Source organism: Serratia sp. TMDUHS_CL, from assembly GCF_037137105.1.
In the GTDB taxonomy this organism is placed as follows: Bacteria; Pseudomonadota; Gammaproteobacteria; order Enterobacterales; family Enterobacteriaceae; genus Serratia; species Serratia nevei.
In genome coordinates, this window is the sequence record NZ_JBBBDV010000010.1 from 37,440 (window position 1) to 57,807 (window position 20,368).

Annotated in this window: 21 protein-coding genes; 7 read left to right on the forward strand and 14 right to left on the reverse strand. The window is 61.6% G+C overall.

Annotated elements, in window-relative coordinates; genetic code table 11:
* Positions 1-88: 88 nt before the first annotated feature.
* The 4 genes from slyD to kefG all read right to left on the reverse strand — a co-directional run bounded on the left by slyD (position 89) and on the right by kefG (position 3,369).
* The gene (slyD, locus tag WCL58_RS18040; protein WP_038878063.1) at positions 89-676 is read right to left on the reverse strand and encodes a peptidylprolyl isomerase; all 588 of its coding nucleotides are present in this window, start codon (positions 674-676) and stop codon (positions 89-91) included.
* Positions 677-788: 112 nt separating this feature from the next.
* Positions 789-992, reverse strand: a complete 204-nt coding sequence (locus WCL58_RS18045; protein WP_015379274.1) for a YheV family putative zinc ribbon protein — start codon at positions 990-992, stop codon at positions 789-791.
* A gap of 14 nt (positions 993-1,006) precedes the next feature.
* Complete coding sequence (gene kefB, locus WCL58_RS18050; protein ID WP_033645251.1) at positions 1,007-2,815, reverse strand: glutathione-regulated potassium-efflux system protein KefB; 1,809 nt, start codon at positions 2,813-2,815, stop codon at positions 1,007-1,009.
* A 2-nt stretch (positions 2,816-2,817) separates the two neighbouring features.
* Positions 2,818-3,369: a glutathione-regulated potassium-efflux system ancillary protein KefG gene (gene kefG, locus WCL58_RS18055; RefSeq protein WP_033645385.1), complete on the reverse strand. Its 552-nt coding sequence runs from the start codon at positions 3,367-3,369 to the stop codon at positions 2,818-2,820.
* 129 nt (positions 3,370-3,498) lie between these two features.
* On the opposite strand from kefG, the gene WCL58_RS18060 reads away from it, so the two are divergent.
* Positions 3,499-5,412: an ABC transporter ATP-binding protein gene (locus tag WCL58_RS18060; protein ID WP_060424569.1), complete on the forward strand. Its 1,914-nt coding sequence runs from the start codon at positions 3,499-3,501 to the stop codon at positions 5,410-5,412.
* Between the two features lie 3 nt (positions 5,413-5,415).
* Here WCL58_RS18060 and tauD read toward each other — a convergent pair whose 3' ends face one another.
* The 6 genes from tauD to WCL58_RS18090 all read right to left on the reverse strand — a co-directional run bounded on the left by tauD (position 5,416) and on the right by WCL58_RS18090 (position 10,376).
* Complete coding sequence (gene tauD / locus WCL58_RS18065) at positions 5,416-6,264, reverse strand: taurine dioxygenase (RefSeq protein WP_197757428.1); 849 nt, start codon at positions 6,262-6,264, stop codon at positions 5,416-5,418.
* Positions 6,261-7,097 carry a taurine ABC transporter permease TauC gene (tauC, locus tag WCL58_RS18070; RefSeq protein ID WP_033645254.1) on the reverse strand — a complete coding sequence of 279 codons (837 nt, stop codon included), beginning with the start codon at positions 7,095-7,097 and terminating at the stop codon, positions 6,261-6,263. Before tauC ends, tauD begins: the two co-directional genes overlap by 4 nt.
* Complete coding sequence (tauB, locus tag WCL58_RS18075) at positions 7,094-7,861, reverse strand: taurine ABC transporter ATP-binding subunit (protein WP_038878069.1); 768 nt, start codon at positions 7,859-7,861, stop codon at positions 7,094-7,096. Before tauB ends, tauC begins: the two co-directional genes overlap by 4 nt.
* 9 nt (positions 7,862-7,870) lie before the next feature.
* Positions 7,871-8,866 (reverse strand): taurine ABC transporter substrate-binding protein, encoded by a 996-nt coding sequence (gene tauA / locus WCL58_RS18080; RefSeq protein WP_060424564.1) that lies wholly within the window; start codon positions 8,864-8,866, stop codon positions 7,871-7,873.
* 114 nt (positions 8,867-8,980) lie between these two features.
* Positions 8,981-9,763 carry a PhzF family phenazine biosynthesis protein gene (locus WCL58_RS18085; RefSeq protein WP_336851451.1) on the reverse strand — a complete coding sequence of 261 codons (783 nt, stop codon included), beginning with the start codon at positions 9,761-9,763 and terminating at the stop codon, positions 8,981-8,983.
* Between the two features lie 10 nt (positions 9,764-9,773).
* On the reverse strand, positions 9,774-10,376 hold the full coding sequence (locus WCL58_RS18090; RefSeq protein WP_038878079.1) for a LysE family translocator: 603 nt from the start codon (positions 10,374-10,376) through the stop codon (positions 9,774-9,776).
* A 119-nt stretch (positions 10,377-10,495) separates the two neighbouring features.
* On the opposite strand from WCL58_RS18090, the gene WCL58_RS18095 reads away from it, so the two are divergent.
* From WCL58_RS18095 to WCL58_RS18105, 3 genes are all read left to right on the forward strand, one after another.
* Positions 10,496-11,476, forward strand: a complete 981-nt coding sequence (locus WCL58_RS18095; RefSeq protein WP_047729705.1) for a hydrolase — start codon at positions 10,496-10,498, stop codon at positions 11,474-11,476.
* On the forward strand, positions 11,473-11,706 hold the full coding sequence (locus WCL58_RS18100) for a YheU family protein (RefSeq protein WP_004930376.1): 234 nt from the start codon (positions 11,473-11,475) through the stop codon (positions 11,704-11,706). The genes WCL58_RS18095 and WCL58_RS18100 overlap by 4 nt, the downstream gene beginning before the upstream one ends.
* 155 nt (positions 11,707-11,861) lie before the next feature.
* A complete protein-coding gene (locus WCL58_RS18105) occupies positions 11,862-12,731 on the forward strand; it encodes a phosphoribulokinase (protein WP_047729703.1) in 870 nt (289 codons plus the stop codon).
* A gap of 38 nt (positions 12,732-12,769) precedes the next feature.
* On the opposite strand, the gene WCL58_RS18110 is transcribed toward WCL58_RS18105, so the two are convergent.
* Positions 12,770-13,177: an OsmC family protein gene (locus WCL58_RS18110; RefSeq protein ID WP_004930372.1), complete on the reverse strand. Its 408-nt coding sequence runs from the start codon at positions 13,175-13,177 to the stop codon at positions 12,770-12,772.
* 382 nt (positions 13,178-13,559) lie between these two features.
* On the opposite strand from WCL58_RS18110, the gene crp reads away from it, so the two are divergent.
* Positions 13,560-14,192, forward strand: coding sequence for a cAMP-activated global transcriptional regulator CRP (gene crp / locus WCL58_RS18115; RefSeq protein ID WP_004090925.1), 633 nt, complete (start codon positions 13,560-13,562; stop codon positions 14,190-14,192).
* Positions 14,193-14,242: 50 nt separating this feature from the next.
* Positions 14,243-16,321: a YccS/YhfK family putative transporter gene (locus tag WCL58_RS18120; RefSeq protein ID WP_060424556.1), complete on the forward strand. Its 2,079-nt coding sequence runs from the start codon at positions 14,243-14,245 to the stop codon at positions 16,319-16,321.
* A gap of 40 nt (positions 16,322-16,361) precedes the next feature.
* Here the strand turns inward: WCL58_RS18120 and argD are convergent, their stop codons facing one another.
* The 3 genes from argD to WCL58_RS18135 all read right to left on the reverse strand — a co-directional run bounded on the left by argD (position 16,362) and on the right by WCL58_RS18135 (position 19,885).
* The gene (argD, locus tag WCL58_RS18125) at positions 16,362-17,579 is read right to left on the reverse strand and encodes a bifunctional acetylornithine/succinyldiaminopimelate transaminase (protein ID WP_336851452.1); all 1,218 of its coding nucleotides are present in this window, start codon (positions 17,577-17,579) and stop codon (positions 16,362-16,364) included.
* Positions 17,580-17,710: 131 nt separating this feature from the next.
* The gene (locus WCL58_RS18130) at positions 17,711-18,286 is read right to left on the reverse strand and encodes an aminodeoxychorismate synthase component II (RefSeq protein ID WP_038878095.1); all 576 of its coding nucleotides are present in this window, start codon (positions 18,284-18,286) and stop codon (positions 17,711-17,713) included.
* 72 nt (positions 18,287-18,358) lie between these two features.
* Entirely contained in the window at positions 18,359-19,885 is a 1,527-nt protein-coding gene (locus tag WCL58_RS18135) for a helicase HerA-like domain-containing protein (RefSeq protein WP_033649312.1), read from the reverse strand.
* A gap of 210 nt (positions 19,886-20,095) precedes the next feature.
* Here WCL58_RS18135 and WCL58_RS18140 point away from each other — a divergent pair, with 210 nt between their 5' ends.
* Positions 20,096-20,365: a hypothetical protein gene (locus tag WCL58_RS18140; protein ID WP_141972204.1), complete on the forward strand. Its 270-nt coding sequence runs from the start codon at positions 20,096-20,098 to the stop codon at positions 20,363-20,365.
* The last annotated feature ends 3 nt before the right edge of the window (positions 20,366-20,368 follow it).

Consider the following 20,368-nt stretch of genomic DNA (forward strand, 5'->3'; position numbering starts at 1 on the left):
TGTCCTGTTGTGCCGTTCGGCGCCCGGTGCGCCGCGCATAAAAAAGGGCAGCCGATGGCCGCCCTCTTGTCTCGTCACTGCGCTCTGCTTAGTGGCAGCCGCAGCCGCCGTTACCGCAACCACCTTTACCGTGGTCGTGACCATGGTCGTGATCGTGGCTGTGGCCGTGACCGCCGCAGCAGCCTTCACCGTGCTCGTGGTGATGGTCGTGCTCGCCGTGTACGTGGCCGTGCGCCAGTTCTTCTTCGGTCGCTTCGCGGATCGCGACAACTTCCACGTTGAAGTTCAGGTTTTGGCCGGCCAGCATGTGGTTGCCGTCAACCACCACGTGGTCGCCGTCAACTTCGGTGATTTCAACCGGTACCGGGCCCTGATCGGTGTCAGCCAGGAAACGCATGCCGACCTGCAGTTCGTCAACGCCCATGAAGACGTCTTTCGGTACGCGTTGCACCAGGTTTTCGTCGTAGTTGCCGTACGCGTCGTTCGCGCCGACGTGAACGTCAAAACGATCGCCAACGTCGTGGCCTTCGAGTGCTTTTTCCAGACCTGCGATCAGAGAACCATGCCCGTGCAGATAGTCCAGCGGTGCGCTCACCGGAGACTCATCAACCAAAACACCGTCTTCTGTACGTACTTGGTAAGCCAGGCTGACCACCAAGTCTTTTGCTACTTTCATGATATCTCCTACCGTTGGCTACTAGGACGCACACCGTTATCGGGATGCGCGCCTTTTCCGGACAGATTGTAACGGAAATCTGCCTCGCTGTACCCTCCGGGATAAAAAAACGCTACTTCGGCTGGAAAATGCCGATCACCTGCTCTTGCGGGCGAACGTGTTTTTCCACCTGTTGTTCGGTCTGGCGCTGATGGTGGCCGCACTTGACGCACTCCACCACCTCCACCTGATCCTCCCGCCATACCGCCAGCGTATCCATGGCGCTACAGCTTGGGCACACCGCCCCGGCGATAAATCTTTTACGTGTTGCAGACATCGTTATGCTCCCGCTTATTCGTATTCGTCCCAGCCGTCGAACTGGCGGCTTTCTTTTTGCATTTCGCGATGGAACAGCTCTTCCAGCTCGCGCCGCGCCTCTTTCACGCGGGAAATTTGCGCCACGTCGCCCTGATGCGGCGGCATCAGTTCACGCAGCATGCGCATATCCAGGCGGCGGAAATGCTGCTGGGCGCGGAAGGCCTGATGCGGGTGCATCCCCAACTCCATCAGCGCCTTGCGCCCCAGTTCCAGCGCGCTGGAGAAGGTTTCGCGGCTGAACTGTTTCACCCCCGCCTGCAGCAACTCATGCGCCTCCACGCGGCCGCGCGCCCGCGCCAGAATGCTCAGGTTCGGGAAGTGTTGCTGGCACAGCCGCACGATCTCCATGGTGTCTTCCGGCTCGTTGCAGGTGATCACGATCGACTTGGCCTTCTCGGCGCCCGCCGCGCGCAGCAGCTCCAGCTCGGTGGCATCGCCGTAATAAACCTTGTAGCCGTAGCGCCGCAGTACGCCAACGGCGCTGACGTCGCGCTCCAGAACGGTAATGCGCATTTTGTTGGCCATCAACAGGCGGCCGATCACCTGGCCGAAACGCCCGAAGCCGACGATGATCACCTGCGGATCGTCATCTTCCACGTACGGCGTCTCCTCGTCTTCGTCTTTGGCGTTATAGCGGCGCGCCAAAATGCGGTCAATGGCCTGCATCAGCAGCGGCGTGGTCATCATCGACAGCGTCACCACCACCAGCAGCAAAGAGAGTTGATCCGGCTGCAGCACCTTTTGGGCGCCCGCCGCCGAAAACAGCACGAAGGCGAACTCACCGCCCTGGCTGAGCACCCCGGCGAACTGCAGGCGCACCGAACTGCGCAGGCCGAACAGGCGCGACACGCCGTAGAGCACGCCGGATTTGACCGTCACCAGCACCAGCACGCCGATCAACACCTCGGCCAGATGGGTGTAGAGCACGCCGATATTCAACACCATGCCCACCGAGATAAAGAACAGCCCCAGCAGCAGCCCTTTAAACGGCTCGATGGAAATTTCCAGTTCGTGGCGGTATTCGCTCTCCGCCAGCAGCACCCCGGCAATGAAGGTGCCGAGCGCCATCGACAGGCCGAGCGCTTCCATAAACAGCGCCGAGCCGAGCACCAGCAACAGCGCCGCGGCGGTGAAGATCTCGCGCACGCCGGAAGCGGCGATATAGCGGAACAGCGGCCGCAGCAGGAAACGGCCGCCGATCAGCATGCCGCCGAACGCCGCCACCTTGAGCGCGATCTTCGCCCAGTCGTCGCTGGTGCCGCCGGCGCCGGCCAGAATCGGGATCAGTGCCAGCGCCGGGATCACCGCCATATCCTGGAACAGCAGCACCGAGAAGCCGAGCTGCCCCCCTTCGTTGCGGTTCATGCCCTTCTCGCGCATCAGCTGCAGCGCCATGGCGGTGGAAGACATCGCCAGGCCGACGCCGCCGATCACCGCCGCCTGCCAGGCGAAGTGCGTCAGGTACAGCAACGCACCCAGCACCGCCGCGGTGATCAACACCTGGCCGGCGCCGGCGCCGAAGATCGAACGCCGCAGCTCCCACAGCTTGCTGGGGTTCAGCTCCAGGCCGATGATGAACATCAGGAACACCACGCCCAGCTCGGAGAAGTGCAGGATCTCGTCGACGTCGCGAATGAAGCCCAATCCCCAGGGGCCGATGGCGATGCCGGCGATCAGATAGCCCAGCACCGCGCCGATCCCCAGGCGACGGGCGATCGGCACCGTCACCACCGCGGCGAACAGGAACAGTAAAATGGCGGTCAGTAAGGTCGATCCTTCCATGCTCACCGCCCTCCGCGCGGCAGCGGGTGGCTCAGCCACTCGCCGTAGGCGTCCGCATGGCTGCGCAGCACCTCCGGCTTTTGCCGCCGCGCCCAATACACCACGAACGGCGTCAGCCAATGCATATGGCACATCCCGGCGGTCAGCTCGAACGGCCGCAGAATATCTTCCATCGGGTAGTGGTTATAACCGCCGGTGCGGTAGGCGCCTTCCGGTTCGCCGGTGGTGATCACCGAACGCCAGTATTTGCCCGCTAGCGCATTGCCGCCCACGCCGCTGGCAAAGCCGCGCGACAGCACGCGATCCAGCCACTCCTTCAGCAGCGCCGGGCAGCTGTAGGTATACAGGGGGTGCTGAAACACGATGACCTGATGCTCACGCAGCAGCTGTTGTTCGTGATGGATATCGATAAAAAAATCAGGGTAGTGCGCGTAGAGATCGTGCACGGTGACATGTTCCAACTGCTGCGCCGGTCGAAGCAAAACCCGGTTCGCCACCGAGTCATGGGATTCCGGATGGGCATACAGCAGCAAGACCTTGGGCGGCTGCGACATCATTCCCCTCCAAAGCGTCGTCAGGGTAGCGGTTTTCCGTTACCATGCATCGCAAAGACAAAAACAGCGCGCGGTGCGCGTTCTGTTACCTTAATGATAATTTAACATACTCTGAACATACGGCGCTTTATGATTGTATTCTCCTCGCTACAAATCCGACGCGGCATCCGCGTCCTGCTGGACAACGCCACGGCGACGGTTAATCCAGGTCAGAAGGTCGGCCTGGTGGGCAAAAACGGCTGCGGCAAATCCACGCTGCTGTCGCTGCTGAAGGGCGAGATCGCGGCGGACGGCGGCAGCTTCACCTTCCCCGGCAACTGGGCGCTGGCCTGGGTCAACCAGGAGACGCCGGCGCTGGACGTGCCGGCAATCGAGTATGTTATCGACGGCGACCGCGAGTTTCGCCAACTCGAAGCCGAATTGCAGGCGGCCAACGATCGCAACGACGGCCACGCCATCGCCACCCTGCACGGCAAGCTGGACGCCATCGACGCCTGGACCATCCGCTCCCGCGCCGCCAGCCTGCTGCACGGCCTCGGCTTCTCCAACGAACAGCTGCAAAGCCCGGTGCGCGACTTCTCCGGCGGCTGGCGCATGCGCCTCAACCTGGCGCAGGCGCTGGTGTGCCGTTCCGACCTGCTGCTGCTCGACGAACCGACCAACCACCTGGATCTCGACGCGGTGATCTGGCTGGAGCGCTGGCTGAAAAGCTATCCCGGCACGCTGGTGCTGATCTCGCACGACCGCGACTTCCTCGATCCGATCGTCGACAAAATCCTGCATATCGAACAGCAGACGATGAATGAATACACCGGTAACTATTCGTCGTTCGAACGCCAGCGCGCCACCAAGCTGGCGCAGCAGCAGTCGCTGTATCAGCACCAGCAAGAGAAAGTGGCGCACCTGCAAAGCTATATCGACCGTTTCCGCGCGCAGGCCACCAAGGCCAAGCAGGCGCAGAGCCGCATCAAGATGCTGGAGCGCATGGAGCTGATCGCCCCGGCGCACGTCGACAACCCGTTCACCTTCAGCTTCCGTCCGCCGGAAAGCCTGCCAAATCCGCTGCTACGCATGGACAAAGTCAGCGCCGGGTATGGCGACAAGGTGATCCTGAAGTCAATCAAGCTGAACCTGGTGCCCGGCTCGCGCATTGGCCTGCTCGGCCGCAACGGCGCCGGTAAATCGACGCTGATCAAACTGCTGGCCGGCACTCTGGAACCGCTGAGCGGCGAGATCGGCCTGGCGAAAGGCATCAAGCTGGGTTACTTCGCCCAGCACCAGCTGGAATTCCTGCGCGCCGACGAATCGCCGCTGCAGCACCTGAGCCGCATCGCGCCACGGGTGCTGGAGCAGCAGCTGCGCGACTATCTGGGCGGTTTCGGTTTCCAGGGCGACAAGGTCAGCGAAGTGACCGAACGTTTCTCCGGCGGCGAGAAGGCGCGGCTGGTGCTGGCGCTGATCGTCTGGCAGCGCCCTAACCTGCTGCTGCTCGATGAACCGACCAACCACCTGGATCTCGACATGCGTCAGGCGCTGACCGAAGCGCTGATCGATTTCGAAGGCGCGTTGGTGGTGGTCTCGCACGACCGTCACCTGCTGCGTTCCACCACCGACGATCTGTACCTGGTGCACGACGGCCAGGTCGAGCCTTTCGAGGGCGATCTCGACGACTACCAGCAGTGGCTTGTCGACCTGCAGCGCCAGGAAAGCCAGCAGGACGCACCGGAAAAAGAGAGCGGCGGCAACAGCGCGCAGGCGCGCAAGGATCAAAAACGCCGCGAGGCGGAGTTCCGTACGCAGACCCAGCCGCTGCGCAAGCAGATCGCCAAGCTGGAACAGCAGATGGAAAAACTGGGCGCCGAACTGGCGGCGGTGGAGGAACAGCTGGCGGATTCCGCACTGTACGACATCAGCCGCAAGGCCGAGTTGACCGACTGCCTGCAAAAGCAAAGCCAGGCCAAATCCGCGCTGGAAGAGACGGAAATGACCTGGCTGGATGCACAGGAACAGCTGGAACAGTTAACGCAGGCGTTCGAAGCCTAAGCCTCAGGCCTTGTAAAAAGGCCTATCCCCCAGAATGGTCGCGCGGTGCATGATGCGCCGCTGCGGCAGATAATCCGCGTTGGCGTAGTGCTGCGTCACGCGGTTATCCCAGATCGCCACGTCATTTTCCTGCCAGCGCCAGCGCACCTGAAACTCCGGTTTGGTGATGTGAGCAAACAGGAAGTTCAGCAAAGCGTCGCTCTCTTTCGGCGCCAGATCGACGATCCGCGTGGTAAACCCCTCATTGACGAACAGCGCCTGCCGGCCGCTGACCGGGTGGGTGCGTACCACCGGATGCAGCAGCGGCGGGTTTTTCTGCACCGCCAGCTGCCAGCGCTGATGCTCTTCTTCACTGCCGCGATGTTTGTGTTCCGGGAACGACTTGGTGAAGTCATGCTCCGCACGCAGTCCTGCGAGCAGCGTTCTGAACGGCGCCGACAGCGCCTCGTAGGCCGCGATGCCGCTGGCCCACAGCGTATCGCCGCCGGTGGAAGGCAAGATCTTGGCCGCCAGGATCGCCCCCAGCGGCGGGTTTTCGATAAAGGTCACGTCGGTGTGCCAGTTATCGTTGTCCGGCGGGTTGTCGTCGTGGGTATCGAGCACGATGATCTCTTCCACGTCGGTGGCGTGCGGATAGACCGGATGGATATGCAGATCGCCGAAGCGGCCGGCCAGATCGCGCTGCTGCAGCGGCGTGATCGGCTGATTGCGGAAGAACAGCACCTGATGCTTCAGCAAGGCATGATAAAGCTGTTCAAACTGGCCGTCGCCCAGCGGCCGGGCCAATTCGACGTTTTCCACCAGCGCCCCGATGTAAGGCCCCAGCGGGGTGATATTCAGACGTTCGTTCATTGCTGTACTCCATGCCACGGGGTCAATCGGCGCTGCAGGGCACGCAGCCCCAGCTCCAGTCCAAATGCAATCACCGCAATCACGCCGATGCCGGCCAACACCACGTCGGTCGCCAGAAACTCACCGGCGGATTGCACCATAAATCCCAGGCCGCGCGTGGCGGCGATCAGTTCGGCGGCCACCAGCGTCGACCAGCCGACGCCCAGCCCGATGCGAATGCCGGTCAGGATCTCCGGCAGCGCGCTCGGCAGCACCACGAAACGCAGCACCTGCCAACGCGTGGCGCCCAACGCGCGGGCGGCACGCACCCTCACCTGCGCCACGCTGCGCACGCCGGCCACGGCAGACAGCGTCACCGGCGCGAAGATCGCCAGATAAATCAGTAAGATCTTTGAGGTTTCGCCGATGCCGAACCAAATCACCATCAGCGGCAGATAGGCCAGCGGCGGCACCGGGCGATAGATTTCAATCAGCGGATCGAGGATGCCGCGTACCGTGTCGTTCAGCCCCATGGCGATGCCCACCGGAATGCCGACGATCACCGCCGCCAACAGCGCTACCAGAATGCGCCCCAGGCTGGCCGCCAGATGTTGCCACAGCGTGGCGTCCATAAAGCCTTGCGGGCTGGCGATGGTGATCAACTGGTGCAGCACCTGCTGTGGCGCCGGCAAAAACAGCGGGCTGATCAGCTGCAGCGCCGTCACGCCCCACCAGACGATCAACACCGTCAACAACGTGGCGCCGCTCAGCCAAACGTTGCGCGGCACGCTGAAACGGCGCGTCGCTTTGCCCTGCGGCTGCGCCGCGGCCTTCAGAGTGGAATGCAGGCTCATAGCAAGGCCTCACGCTGTTGGAAAACTTTGCCCAGCACGTATTCGCGCTGCGCGATAAATTCAGGATCTGACTTGATGGCGCGGCAGGCTTCGCCGTCGGCATAGCGTTGGCCGAAGTTCAGCGACAGCCGCTCCACCACCTGCCCTGGCCCCGGCGACAGCAGCAGCAGCTCGCTGGCGAGGAACACCGCCTCTTCGATATCGTGGGTGATCAGCAGCACCTGCTTGCCGGTATCACGCCAAATGGTCAGCAACAGCTCCTGCATCTGCTCGCGGGTGAACGCGTCCAGGGCGCCGAACGGCTCGTCCAACAACAACAGCCGCGGATCGGCGGCCAGAGCGCGGGCGATGCCGACGCGTTGGCGCATGCCGCCGGAAAGCTGCCAGATGAAGTGCTGTTCATAGCCCGCCAGCCCCACGCGCTGCAGCATCTGCTCCGCCACCTGGCGGCGCTGCGCCTTGCCGACGCCGGCCAGCTGCAGGCCGAACTCGACGTTGTCCACCACGTTGCGCCACGGCAGTAAGCCCTCATGCTGGAACACCACGCCCCGTTCGGCGCTCGGGCCGTGAACGGGCGTTCCATCCAGCGTGATGCTGCCAGCTGAAGGCTCGATAAACCCGGCGATCAAATTCAGCAGCGTGGTCTTGCCGCAGCCCGACGGGCCGAGCACCACCACCAGTTGCCCGGCGGCGATCTGGAACGACACGTCACGCAGCGCGGGCCGCCCCTGATACTCTGCTGAAAGATGATTGACGTTTAGCATCCTGCTTCCTTACGACTGCGGCGCAGCCTGCACCTGTTTCACAAAGCGGTCGGTCACGTAAGCGCTGTAGTCGCTGTCGACCTGCGGGATCTTGCCCTGCTGCTTGAGGAATTCGGCGGTATCGCGGATCGCCTTGTCCACCGGCTGGCCGAGCTGGGCAACCTGATCCGCCACCGGCAGATAACGGTTTCCCTTCACCAGCTCCGGCACCTGCGCTTCCGGCACGCCGCTCAGGCGCGCCAGCGTGCTGAGGTGGTTCGGATCTTTCAGCCACTGTTCCGGCGCCGCCAGGTAGGCTTTTTGCGCCTGCAGGGCGCTGGCGGCAAAGGCGGTCACCACGTCGGGATGTTTCTCGGCAAAGTCTTTGCGCACCACCCACACGTCCAGCGTCGGCGAGCCCCATTCGCCCACCTGCGCGGAGTCGGTCAACACCTTGCCCTGTTTGGCCAGTTCGTTGACCACCGGCGCCCAGACGTAGGCGCCGTCGATGTCGCCGCGCTGCCAGGCGGCAGCGATGGCCGGCGGCTGCAGATTGAGGATCTTCACCTGCTCAGGCTTGATACCCCAATGCTTGAGCGAGGCCAGCAGGCTGTAATGGGTGGTGGAGATAAACGGCACCGCAATGCGCTTGCCGATCAGATCCTGCGGGCTTTTGATGTCATTCTTCACCACCAGCGCTTCGGAACTGCCGAGCTGCGAGGCGATGAGGAACACTTCGATGGGGAGTTTCTGGCTGGCGGCCACCGCCAGCGGGCTGGAGCCGATATTGCCGATCTGCACGTCGCCGGAGGCCAACGCACGCAGCACGCTGGAGCCACTGTCGAACTTACGCCAGTCGACGGTCGCGCCGGACCGTTTGGCGAAGCTGTTTTCCGCCTGCGCCACCTTGGCCGGTTCCGCCGACGTCTGGTACGCCACGGTCACATCCACCGCGTAGGCGCTGGTTGCGCTGAGCGACAGCGCCAACAGCGCCGCGTTGCGTAAGGAAAAGAGTTTGCCCGCCATGTTCCGCTCCGTTGATAAAAATCTGTTCAGTTGCTGACAGTTTTATCTGAGCGATGACGGGCTATAAAAGAATAAAAAAGTCTTCTTTATTACCGTGAGTAATATAAACGCGGGTTACAGCGCGATACTTCCGCGCAGGAACACATGAGCATAGCCGCCGAGCAGCGTGCGATCCCCGTGCAGTTCGCAGAACAGTTCGCCGCCGCGTGCCGAGATCTGCTGCGCATGCAGCCGATGGCGGCCGAGACGCGCCGTCCAGTAAGGCATCAGCGTGCAGTGCGCGGAGCCGGTAACCGGATCTTCACCACCGTCGAGCGTGAAATAGCGCGACACGAAGTCCACGGTGTCACCCGGCGCGGTAACGATTACCGCACGCCCGGCCAGCGCGATCAGCGCCGGGATGTCCGGCCGCAGCGCGCGTACCTGCGCCTCATTTTCCAGCACCACCATCAGCGCTTTCGCCTGCCACACCTCCAGCGGCTGCACGCCCAGCAGCGCCGCGAGGCCCGCCGGTTCAGCCACCTTCTGCGGCGGCCGTGCGGGGAAGTCGAGCACCAGCCGTTCCCCGTCCTGCGCATCGCGCTTGACGAACAGCTCGCCGCCGGCCGAACGGAAGCGGATATCCTGCAGCGCCGGATTGATCGCGCTGAACATCACATGCGCCGCCGCCAGGGTGCCGTGGCCGCAAAGGTCGACCTCGCGTTCCGGGGTAAACCAGCGGATAGCGGTCATGTCGCCGTCATCCCAGACAAAGCTGGTTTCCGGCAGGCCGATCTCGTTGGCGATCGCCTGCAGCCGCGCCGCCGACAGCGGCTGCGTCAGCAGGCAAACCCCGGCCGGGTTGCCGCGCAGCCCTTTGCCGGTAAAGGCAACCACGTGATAATAATTTTCCGCCATCGTTCGCTCCTTAATGCCAGATCAGTAACACACAGGCTGCGGTCAACAACCCCATGGAAACGTTGAAGATAACCCAGGCCTTTTTGCTGCGCAGCAGGCGGCCGATCACGGTGCCGAACGCCAGCCAGATAATGCCGGCGACAATGTTGACCACCAAAATGCCCAGCGCGATCGCCGCAATGGATCCGTTGTACTTATCGCCCGCCAGGCTGAAGCTGGCCACCGCCCCCAGCGCCATCAGCCAGGCTTTCGGGTTGAGGAACTGCAGCAGCCAGCCCTGATACAGCCGCACCGGCTGCGGCGGCGCCACGTCGGTTTCCAGTTTTTCATAGGCGGCGGTGGCGACTTTCCACGCCAGCCACAGCAGGTACAGACTGCCGAGGATTTTCAGGATCAGGTGCAGCGACGGGTAGACCAGGATCAGGCTGCCGACGCCGAAGGCCACCAGCAGCAAAATGCTTTGCATGCCGAGCATGATACCGACCATCAGCCACAGCGATCGCATAAAGCCGAAGTTAGCGCCAGAGGTAGTCAACAGCAGGTTATTGGGACCAGGCGTGATGGCGGCGACCCACAGGAAGCCCAGCATCGAAAGGAATAAACTCGGTTCCATGGCACGGGTGCTCCTCACCCAAGGCGCTTTTTTGCAGTATCATTGTTAGTTCTTGGTATTGAAGCTAACAGTGCGCTAGGGATCTCACAATAGCCGCCCACAACATTTTTACTCAGCCTATGCCTAACACCTTTCGCCCTCTGACCGGGGCCAGTAACCCGCACCTGCAAACGCTGTTGCCGCGGTTGGTGCGCCGCCGCGTGTTATTGAAACCGCATTGGCAACGGCTGGAATTGCCCGACGGCGATTTCGTCGATCTCGCCTGGAGCGAAGATCCGGCGCAGGCGCGCGACAAACCGCGCGCGGTGCTGTTCCACGGCCTGGAAGGCAGCTTCTACAGCCCCTACGCACATGGCCTGCTCAACGCCTGGCGTGAGCGTGGCTGGCTCGGCGTGGTGATGCACTTTCGCGGCTGCAGCGGCGTGCCCAACCGCAAGCAGCGCATCTACCACTCCGGTGAAACCGAAGATGCACGCTTCTTCCTGCGCTGGCTGCGCGACCGCTACGGCGAGGTGCCGACCGCGGCGGTAGGCGTTTCGCTCGGCGGCAACATGCTGGCCTGCTATCTGGCGCAGCAAGGCGCCGACAGCCTGCTGCAGGCGGCGGTGGTGGTCTCGGCGCCGCTGATGCTGGAGCCCTGCGCCTACCGCATGGAGCAAGGTTTCTCCCGCGTTTATCAACGCTACCTGCTGGGGCAGCTGAAACAAAACGCCACCCGCAAGCTGTTGCACTACCCGGACACTCTGCCGCTCAAGCTGTCACAGCTGAACGGGTTGCGGCGCATCCGCGAATTCGACGACGCCATTACCTCGCGCATTCACGGCTTTAGCGACGCTATCGACTACTATCGCCGCTGCAGCGCCTTGCCGCTGTTGCCGGCTATTCAGACGCCGCTGCTGATCATCCATGCGAAGGACGATCCCTTCATGACCCATGAGGTGATCCCCGACGTCGCCGGCCTGCCGCGCAATATCGAATATCAACTGACCGAGTACGGCGGCCACGTCGGCTTCGTCGGCGGCACGCTGAAAAAACCGCACATGTGGCTGGAACATCGCATTCCGGCCTGGCTTTCCCCTTATCTGGACATCCCGACGTGATCATTCCCTGGCAAGAACTGGCAACCGACACCCTGAACAGCCTGATCGAATCCTTTGTACTGCGCGAAGGTACCGATTACGGCGAACACGAACGCTCGCTGGAACAGAAGGTGGAGGACGTGCGCCGCCAGCTGAAAAACGGCGAAGTGGTGCTGGTGTGGTCGGAACTGCACGAGAGCGTCAACATCATGCCGCGCGGCCAGTTCCGCGCCGGGCAGGAAGAAATTTAGTGGCGCTCGGTTCTATGACTGACGGAAAAAATCAGGTAACAATGGGGCATTGCAAACCAGCGCGCGCCATTTTTTCCTGAGTGAGATAGAGAGCGTCAACAAGAGCCACAATAATCCCCTGACGCCGGCGCATTCAACACGGAGTGACAACCATCATGTCTGCCAAACATCCCGTTATCGCGGTGACCGGTTCCAGCGGCGCCGGCACCACCACCACCAGCGTGGCGTTCCGTAAGATCTTCCAACAGCTCAACATCCGCGCCGCCGAGCTGGAGGGCGACAGCTTCCATCGCTACACCCGGCCGGAAATGGACGCGGCGATCCGCAAGGCGCGCGATCTGGGCAGACACATCAGCTATTTCGGCCCCGAGGCCAACGACTTCGGCCTGCTGCAGCAGAGCTTTATCGACTACGGCAAGAACGGCACCGGGCGCTCGCGCAAGTATCTGCACACCTACGACGAAGCGGTGCCCTACAATCAGGTGCCGGGTACCTTCACCCCGTGGGAACCGCTGCCGGCACCGACTGACGTGCTGTTCTACGAGGGGCTGCACGGCGGCGTGGTCACCGATCACCACGACGTGGCCAACCATGTCGATCTGCTGGTCGGCGTGGTGCCGATCGTCAACCTGGAGTGGATTCAGAAACTGATCCGCGATACCGGCGAGCGCGGCCACTCTCGCGAAGCGGTGATGGATTCGGTGGTGCGTTCGATGGAAGATTACATCAACTACATCACGCCGCAGTTCTCGCGCACCCACATCAACTTCCAGCGCGTGCCGACGGTGGACACCTCCAACCCGTTCGCTGCCAAGGCGATCCCCTCACTGGACGAAAGCTTCGTGGTGATCCACTTCCGCGGGCTGGATCAAATTGACTTCCCCTATTTGCTGGCGATGCTGCAGGGCTCGTTTATCTCGCACATCAATACGTTAGTGGTGCCGGGCGGCAAGATGGGGCTGGCGATGGAGCTGATCATGGCGCCGCTGGTGCAGCGGTTGCTGGAAGGCAAGAAGATCGAATAAATGCGTTGAGCGCGGCGCCGGGCCGCGCTCCGTTTCGATTACGCCGGTTGGCGGATCTCGAAGCTGTGGGTCACCGTGGCGGCCTTGTTGAGCATCAGCGCCACCGAGCAGTACTTCTCCGCCGACAGGTTCACCGCACGCTCGACGATCTTGTCGGTCAGGTCCTGGCCGGTAACGATGAAGTGCAGGTTGATATGGGTGAACAACCGCGGGGCTTCTTCGCGGCGCTCGGAGGTCAGCTTCACCTCACAGTCGCGCACGTCGTTGCGCCCTTTTTGCAGGATGGACACCACGTCGATCGCGCTGCAGCCGCCCACCGACATCAGCACCATCTCCATTGGGCTGGGCGCTTTATCACCGGCGTTGCCGTCCATCAGCACCTGGTGGCCGGAGGCCGATTCCCCCAAAAACGTTAACCCTTCCACCCATTTAACTCTTGCCTGCATTCTGGTCACTCCGGTTGATTTCTTAAAATCAGAGTACGCTTTCGCATAGAAACAGGCAACGTAACCTGATGCTAATCATGCTGAAGCGAGACAACACGAGACACCCGCCTTACTCTGTGCTACAAACAGAGCCGCAATAAATCTTTCCGGGACACTGAATTTCAGGGAAACGCCCAGAGAAAGGCTCCTTTACCGGTATGTTAACAGAATGTAGCTTGCAGCGCTTACGGCAAGTTAATATGCTAGAGCGACAGCGTATTTTTATGACACGCCTCAAAACTTGCCGGTAGCCCTCGCTCATGACTGCGGCTACAGGCGGGTTTTACAGGGAACTCTGACCCCTGTGACACAAGGCAGCGATAACAACAGAGGATAACAGCGAATGGTTCTCGGCAAACCGCAAACAGACCCTACTCTCGAATGGTTCCTGTCTCATTGCCATATCCACAAATATCCATCGAAGAGTACGCTGATTCACCAAGGTGAAAAGGCCGAAACGCTTTACTACATCGTGAAAGGCTCCGTCGCGGTGCTGATCAAGGATGAAGAAGGTAAAGAGATGATCCTGTCCTACCTCAACCAGGGGGATTTCATCGGCGAGCTCGGATTGTTCGAAGAAGGCCAGGAGCGCAGCGCCTGGGTTCGCGCGAAAACCGCCTGTGAAGTGGCCGAAATTTCCTACAAGAAATTCCGCCAGCTGATCCAGGTGAACCCGGACATCCTGATGCGTCTGTCCGCCCAAATGGCGAGCCGCCTGCAGGTCACCTCCGAAAAAGTGGGCAACCTCGCCTTCCTGGACGTTACCGGCCGCATCGCGCAAACCCTGCTGAATCTGGCGAAGCAACCCGACGCCATGACTCACCCGGACGGCATGCAGATCAAGATCACCCGTCAGGAGATCGGCCAGATCGTCGGCTGCTCGCGTGAAACCGTTGGCCGTATTCTGAAAATGCTGGAAGATCAAAACCTGATTTCCGCCCACGGCAAAACCATTGTCGTCTACGGCACCCGTTAATCCCTGAAAAAACGGCGCAGTCTGCGCCGTTTTTTTGTCTGCTCTCTGCCATGTGGCGCCGCCTGATCTACCACCCGGAAATCAACTACGCACTGCGACAAACGCTGGTGTTGTGCCTGCCGGTGCTGTTCGGCCTGCTGATAGGCCAGCTGCAGCTCGGCCTGATGTTCTCCCTCGTGCCCGCCTGCTGCAATATCGCCGGGCTGGATACGCCGCATAAGCGCTTCTTTAAACGGCTGATCGTCGGCGGTTCGCTGTTCGCCTTCAGCAGCGTGCTGCTGCAACAGGCCCTGCTGTGGCACGTGCCGCTGCCGGCGCTGATGCTGGGTCTGGCGCTGCTGCTCGGCGTCACCGGTGAAATCAGCCCGCTGCACGCCCGGCTGTTGCCGGCGGCGCTGGTAGCCGCCATCTTCGCCCTCAGCACGGCCGGCACGGTGCCTATCTGGCAGGCGCCGCTGCTGTACGCGATCGGCACCGCCTGGTACGGCTTATTCACCTGGTTCTGGTTCAAGCTGTGGAAAGAGCAGCCGATGCGCGAGACGCTGAGCCAGCTCTACCTGGAACTGGCGGACTATTTCGAAGCCAAATACTCGCTGCTGACCCAGCACACCGATCCGCAGACCGCGCTGCCGCCGCTGCTGGTGCGCCAGCAAAAGGTGATGGACCTGATCAGCCTGTTGTACCAACAGCTTAATTTCCTGCCGCACGCCAACAATCTCGAGCAAAAGCGCCTGCAGCGCGCCTTTCAGGTGGCGATGGACCTGCAGGAGCACATCACCGTCAGCCTGCATCTGCCGGAAGAGGTGCAAAAACTGGTGGAGCAGAGCCAGGCCGAAGCGATCATTCGCCGCAATGCTCAGGTGATCGCCGGCCGGCTGCGCGTGGTGGCGCACGATATTCTCTATCATCAACATTCGAAGCGCTTCTCCATGACCCACGAGCTGGCGGCGCTGGAAAAAATGGCGGCGCAGCATCCCGATAATCCGGTCGGCCAGTTTTGTTATTACCACTTCAGCCGCATCGCCCGCCTGCTGCGCACCCAGCATCCGCTGTACCGCCGCGACCTGATGCCCGGCCAGCACCGCCTGCCGTTTTGGCCGGCGCTAGTCAGCTATCTGTCGTTCAAATCCACCGCCCTGCGCAACGCCGCGCGGCTGGGCGTAACGCTGGCGGTCGGCAGCAGCCTGGGTGCGGTATTCAACCTGCCGAAACCTTACTGGATCCTGCTCACCATCATGCTGGTGAGCCAAAACGGGTATAACGCCACCCGGGTGCGTATTCAGCACCGTGCGCTGGGCACGATTGCCGGGCTATTGCTGGCAGCCGGGCTGCTGCAGCTGCAGTTGCCGGAGGGAGAAACGCTGAGCATCATGCTGGTGATCACGCTGCTGGCCTACCTGGTTTCGCGCAAGAACTACGGGCTGTCGGTGATTGGCTTTACGGTCACGGCGGTTTACACCCTGCAGCTGCTGGCGCTGAACGGCTCGCATTTTCTGGTACCGCGCCTGATCGATACGCTGATCGGCTGCGTGCTGGCGTTCGGCGGCACCATTTGGCTGTGGCCGCAGTGGCAAAGCGGGCTGCTGCGCAAGAATGCCCATCAGGCGCTGGAGAACGATCAAGCCGCGCTGCGGCTGATGCTGAAGCAACCGGAACCGGACGCCACCGCGTTGGCCTATACCCGCATGCAGGTCAACCAGGCACACAACGCGCTGTTCACCTCGCTCAATCAGGCGATGCAAGAGCCGGGGTTCGCGTCAAACTATCTGGCGGACATGCGGCTGTGGGTCACTCACAGCCAGTTCATCGTCGAGCACCTGAACGCCATGACCATTCTGGCACGCGAGCACTACATGCTGACGCCGAAACTGGCGGAAGAGTATCTGCAGACCTGTGAAATCGCGCTGCAAAGCTGCCAACAGCGGTTGGAATACGACGGCCCGAGCAGCGGCAACAGCGGCATCATGCAGCCGCCGGATCTGCATCCGGACATGCCCGTTACCGAGATGGAGCGCCATCTGCGGCGCATTTTGTCGCACCTGAGCGTGATGCACACCATTTCGTCGCTGGCCTGGCGCCAGCGCCCGCACCACGGTATCTGGCTCAAGCGCAAACTGCGCGATCAATAAGGGCGCGGCATGCCGCGCCCCGTTATATGCCGTGCGGGCTTCAGGCGTTGATCACATCCTGCACCGCCAGCTCGAACAGCGCCATGCCGGCCTCGATATCCTGCAGCTCCACCACCAGCGACGGCGCGAAGCGGATCACGTTCGGCCCGGCATTGAGGATCATCAACCCACGCGCGGCGGCGGCGGTGAGGAAGTCGCGCGCCCTGCCGTGATAATGCGGCGTAAGCTCGGCGCCAATCAGCAGCCCCATGCCGCGAATCGCGGTGAAAATACCGTATTTATCGCCGATATGCTGCAAAGCCTGCACATACAGCGCATGACGCTGCTCAATGCCGCTCAGCACCTCCGGCGTATTGATCACGTCCAGCGCCGCCTCCGCCACCGCGCAGGCCAGCGGGTTGCCGCCGTAGGTGGTGCCGTGGGTGCCCACCTGCATCACCGACGCAATGTCTTCGGTGGTCAGCATGGCGCTGACCGGGAAACCGCCGCCCAGCGCCTTGGCGGTGGTGAGAATGTCCGGCGTCACGCCATAATGCATATAGGCGAACAGTTTGCCGCTGCGCCCCATGCCGCTTTGCACTTCGTCGAACACCAGCAGCGCCTGATGTTGGTCGCACAGCTCGCGCACGCCTTTGAGGAAGCCGGCGTCGACCGGCGTAATACCGCCCTCGCCCTGAATCGGCTCCATCACCACCGCGCAGGTGTGGTCGTCCATCACCGCTTTCACCGCCGCCAAATCGTTGAACGGCACGTGCACGATGTCGGCCGGCTTCGGCCCGAACCCGTCGGAGTATTTGGCCTGCCCGCCCACCGACACGGTGAACAGCGTGCGGCCGTGAAACGCGTTATAGAAAGCGATGATTTTGGTTTTGTACGGGTTGTGACGGGTAATGGCGTAATGGCGCGCCAGTTTGAACGCCGCCTCGTTGGCCTCAGCGCCGGAGTTGGCGAAGAACACCCGATCGGCGAAGGTGGCGTCGATCAGTTTGCTTGCCAGGCGCAGCGCGGGCTCATTGGTGAAGACGTTGCTGGTATGCCACAGGGTTTCGCCCTGGTGTTTGAGCGCCTCGACCAGCGCCGGATGGCAGTGCCCCAGCGCCGTCACCGCGATGCCGCCGGAAAAATCGATGTACTCTTTTCCCTGCTGATCCCAGACCCGGCTGCCTTGGCCGCGCACCGGCACAAACTGGGCAGGCGCATAAACAGGCAGGATCACCTGGTCAAAGGTACTGCGGCTCACTGCGGATTTTTCAGTCATTTTCGGCTCCACCCTGAAAGTTTTTCAGCGCTATCGTAATGTCAGATTGAAAACATAATCACGAAATATGCATAAAAAACCAATCAAGCGCAAACGCAAAACGCCTGACGGGCGAAAAAAACGCACCGGAATTAACGCTTGAGGAAATTATCCAGCAGCTGGTGGCCCTGCTCGCTGAGCACGCTTTCCGGATGGAACTGCACGCCTTCCAGCGCCAAAGTGCGGTGGCGGATACCCATGATCTCGTCGCGCACGCCGTCGCGCTCGCTCCAGGCGGTCACTTCAAAACAGTCCGGCAGCGTATCGGCTTTCAGCACCAGCGAGTGATAGCGGGTCACGGTCAGCGGATCGCTCAGGCCATGAAACACGCCGACGCCCAGGTGACGAATCGCCGAGGTTTTGCCGTGCATCACCGCGCGGGCGCGCACCACCTCGGCGCCGAACGCCTGCCCCAGCGCCTGGTGCCCCAGGCACACGCCGAGGATCGGCAGCTTGCCGGCAAAATGACGAATAGCGGCCAGCGAGATACCCGCTTCGTTCGGGGTACAGGGGCCAGGGGAAATCACCAGATGCTGCGGCGCCAGCCGCTCGATATCGGCCAGCTGCAGCTCATCGTTGCGCTTCACCAGCACCTCGGCGCCCAATTCGCAGAAGTACTGGTAAAGGTTATAGGTAAAGGAGTCGTAGTTATCGATCAGCAGCAGCATGTTAGGTCCGGCAGAGAAAAATGCCGCCACAGTGTACTGATTTAACCCGCCGCTGCCGACGATAATTTCCGCTTACTTTTTACGGCCGCCGGTGATCGACCCCAGCACGCCGCGCAGGATCTGGCGGCCGAGATCGCGCGCCATGCTCTTGGCTGCGGTCTGGACGATGCCGTCGCGCTTGCCGCCGCGCGGGCCGGTGGAACCGAACAGCAGCTCGTTCAGGCCGTCCATCAGGCCGCCGCCCGCCTGCTGTTGTTGCTGTTGCGCCTGCGGTTGCTGCCCCTGCTGCGGGGTGCCGACGGTGGCGAAGCCACCCGACGACAGCTTCTCGTAGGCGGATTCGCGATCGATCATATCCTCATAGCGGCCATACAGCGGCGACTTGTTGATCGCGCTGTTCAGCCCTTCCGCACCGAGCATGCCCATTTTGGATTCCGGCGCGATCACCATCGCCCGCTCCACCACGTTAGGCCGGCCCTTCTCGTCGAGGAATGACACCAGCGCTTCGCCCACGCCCAGCTCGGTGATCGCCGTTTCGGCATCGAAGGCCGGATTGGCGCGCAGGGTTTGCGCCGCCGTCTTCACCGCCTTCTGATCGCGCGGGGTAAAGGCGCGCAGCGCATGCTGTACGCGGTTGCCCAGCTGGCCCAGCACGCTGTCCGGAATGTCCAGCGGGTTCTGGGTGACGAAGTAAATGCCGACGCCTTTGGAGCGGATCAAACGCACCACCTGTTCGATCTTGGTCAACAGCGCCGCCGGCGCATCGTTGAACAGCAGGTGCGCCTCATCGAAGAAGAACACCAGCTTCGGCTGTTCAGGGTCGCCCACTTCCGGCAGGTGCTCAAACAGCTCGGCCAGCAGCCACAGCAGGAATACCGAATACAGCTTCGGCTGATTGATCAGCTTGTCCGCCGCCAGCAGGTTGATCACGCCGTGACCGTTGGCGTCGGTTTTCATCAGGTCGTTGATGTCCAGCATCGGCTCGCCGAAGAACTGGTTGGCGCCCTGCTCTTCCAGCGTCAGCAACCCGCGCTGGATGGCGCCGATCGACGCGGCAGAGATATTGCCGTACTGGGTCTGGAATTGTTTGGCGTTGTCGCCGACGAACTGCACCATGGCGCGCAGGTCCTTCATGTCCAGCAACAGCAGCGCATTGTCATCGGCGATCTTGAACACCAGCTGCAGCACGCCGCTTTGCACCTCGTTCAGATCCAACAGGCGCCCCAGCAACAGCGGCCCGAGATCGGAAATCGTGGCGCGGATCGGGTGGCCCTTTTCGCCGTAAATATCCCACGGAATAATGGTGCAGGCCTGCGGCTGCCAGTCGGTGACGCCGATCGCCGCCAGGCGCGCCTGCAGTTTCTCGGAAGGCACGCCCTCGGCGCCGATGCCGGACAGATCGCCCTTCACGTCGGACAGGAACACCGGCACGCCGATGCGCGAGAACTGTTCGGCCATTTTCTGCAGCGTCACCGTCTTGCCGGTGCCGGTTGCCCCGGTGATCAGCCCGTGGCGGTTGGCCAACGCCGGCAAAATCACCAGATCCTGCTCCGGTTTTCCGTCTTTCATCGCTTTGGCGATAATCCGTGGTTCACTCATTTTCTGTTCCTTTGACGCTGACGCGGCGCGAAACGCGCCTGTTGATGCAATAAAGCTATAAGCGCCGCGTAACCCCGTCAAGGACAAACAAAATGGGCGCCGTCGGAGCCTGATGAATTCAGATTGCGCTTAGCACCAGCACGTCTTTGCTTGAACAATAAAGCACCAGTGCTATAGTGATAATTACGCTGTATATACGAGGTAAATACCATGTCTGAATCTACCGTGGTAATCCGCGTGGATGAAGAGTTAAAAACCGCTTTCGCCAGCGCGGCAAAGGCCGCCGATCGCACGGCTTCGCAACTGCTGCGCGATTTCATGCGCGAGTTTGTCAGCCGCCAGGCACAGCAGGAAGAGTACGACCAGTGGTTAAAGGAAAAGGTCGAGGTGAGCCGCAAGGCGTGGCGTGAAGGCAAGTTCGCCGACGATGAAGAGGTGGCCGCTTATTTCGCCGAACGCAGAGCTAAATCAACGCAATAAAAC

What these genes read in the sequence shown, in the direction of transcription:
- slyD (WP_038878063.1), bottom strand. Translation starts at nt 676, where the DNA reads ATGAAAGTAGCAAAAGACTTGGTGGTCAGCCTGGCTTACCAAGTACGT.
- WCL58_RS18045 (WP_015379274.1), bottom strand. Translation starts at nt 992, where the DNA reads ATGTCTGCAACACGTAAAAGATTTATCGCCGGGGCGGTGTGCCCAAGC.
- kefB (WP_033645251.1), bottom strand. Translation starts at nt 2,815, where the DNA reads ATGGAAGGATCGACCTTACTGACCGCCATTTTACTGTTCCTGTTCGCC.
- kefG (WP_033645385.1), bottom strand. Translation starts at nt 3,369, where the DNA reads ATGTCGCAGCCGCCCAAGGTCTTGCTGCTGTATGCCCATCCGGAATCC.
- WCL58_RS18060 (WP_060424569.1), top strand. Translation starts at nt 3,499, where the DNA reads ATGATTGTATTCTCCTCGCTACAAATCCGACGCGGCATCCGCGTCCTG.
- tauD (WP_197757428.1), bottom strand. Translation starts at nt 6,264, where the DNA reads ATGAACGAACGTCTGAATATCACCCCGCTGGGGCCTTACATCGGGGCG.
- tauC (WP_033645254.1), bottom strand. Translation starts at nt 7,097, where the DNA reads ATGAGCCTGCATTCCACTCTGAAGGCCGCGGCGCAGCCGCAGGGCAAA.
- tauB (WP_038878069.1), bottom strand. Translation starts at nt 7,861, where the DNA reads ATGCTAAACGTCAATCATCTTTCAGCAGAGTATCAGGGGCGGCCCGCG.
- tauA (WP_060424564.1), bottom strand. Translation starts at nt 8,866, where the DNA reads ATGGCGGGCAAACTCTTTTCCTTACGCAACGCGGCGCTGTTGGCGCTG.
- WCL58_RS18085 (WP_336851451.1), bottom strand. Translation starts at nt 9,763, where the DNA reads ATGGCGGAAAATTATTATCACGTGGTTGCCTTTACCGGCAAAGGGCTG.
- WCL58_RS18090 (WP_038878079.1), bottom strand. Translation starts at nt 10,376, where the DNA reads ATGGAACCGAGTTTATTCCTTTCGATGCTGGGCTTCCTGTGGGTCGCC.
- WCL58_RS18095 (WP_047729705.1), top strand. Translation starts at nt 10,496, where the DNA reads ATGCCTAACACCTTTCGCCCTCTGACCGGGGCCAGTAACCCGCACCTG.
- WCL58_RS18105 (WP_047729703.1), top strand. Translation starts at nt 11,862, where the DNA reads ATGTCTGCCAAACATCCCGTTATCGCGGTGACCGGTTCCAGCGGCGCC.
- WCL58_RS18110 (WP_004930372.1), bottom strand. Translation starts at nt 13,177, where the DNA reads ATGCAGGCAAGAGTTAAATGGGTGGAAGGGTTAACGTTTTTGGGGGAA.
- crp (WP_004090925.1), top strand. Translation starts at nt 13,560, where the DNA reads ATGGTTCTCGGCAAACCGCAAACAGACCCTACTCTCGAATGGTTCCTG.
- WCL58_RS18120 (WP_060424556.1), top strand. Translation starts at nt 14,243, where the DNA reads ATGTGGCGCCGCCTGATCTACCACCCGGAAATCAACTACGCACTGCGA.
- argD (WP_336851452.1), bottom strand. Translation starts at nt 17,579, where the DNA reads ATGACTGAAAAATCCGCAGTGAGCCGCAGTACCTTTGACCAGGTGATC.
- WCL58_RS18130 (WP_038878095.1), bottom strand. Translation starts at nt 18,286, where the DNA reads ATGCTGCTGCTGATCGATAACTACGACTCCTTTACCTATAACCTTTAC.
- WCL58_RS18135 (WP_033649312.1), bottom strand. Translation starts at nt 19,885, where the DNA reads ATGAGTGAACCACGGATTATCGCCAAAGCGATGAAAGACGGAAAACCG.
- WCL58_RS18140 (WP_141972204.1), top strand. Translation starts at nt 20,096, where the DNA reads ATGTCTGAATCTACCGTGGTAATCCGCGTGGATGAAGAGTTAAAAACC.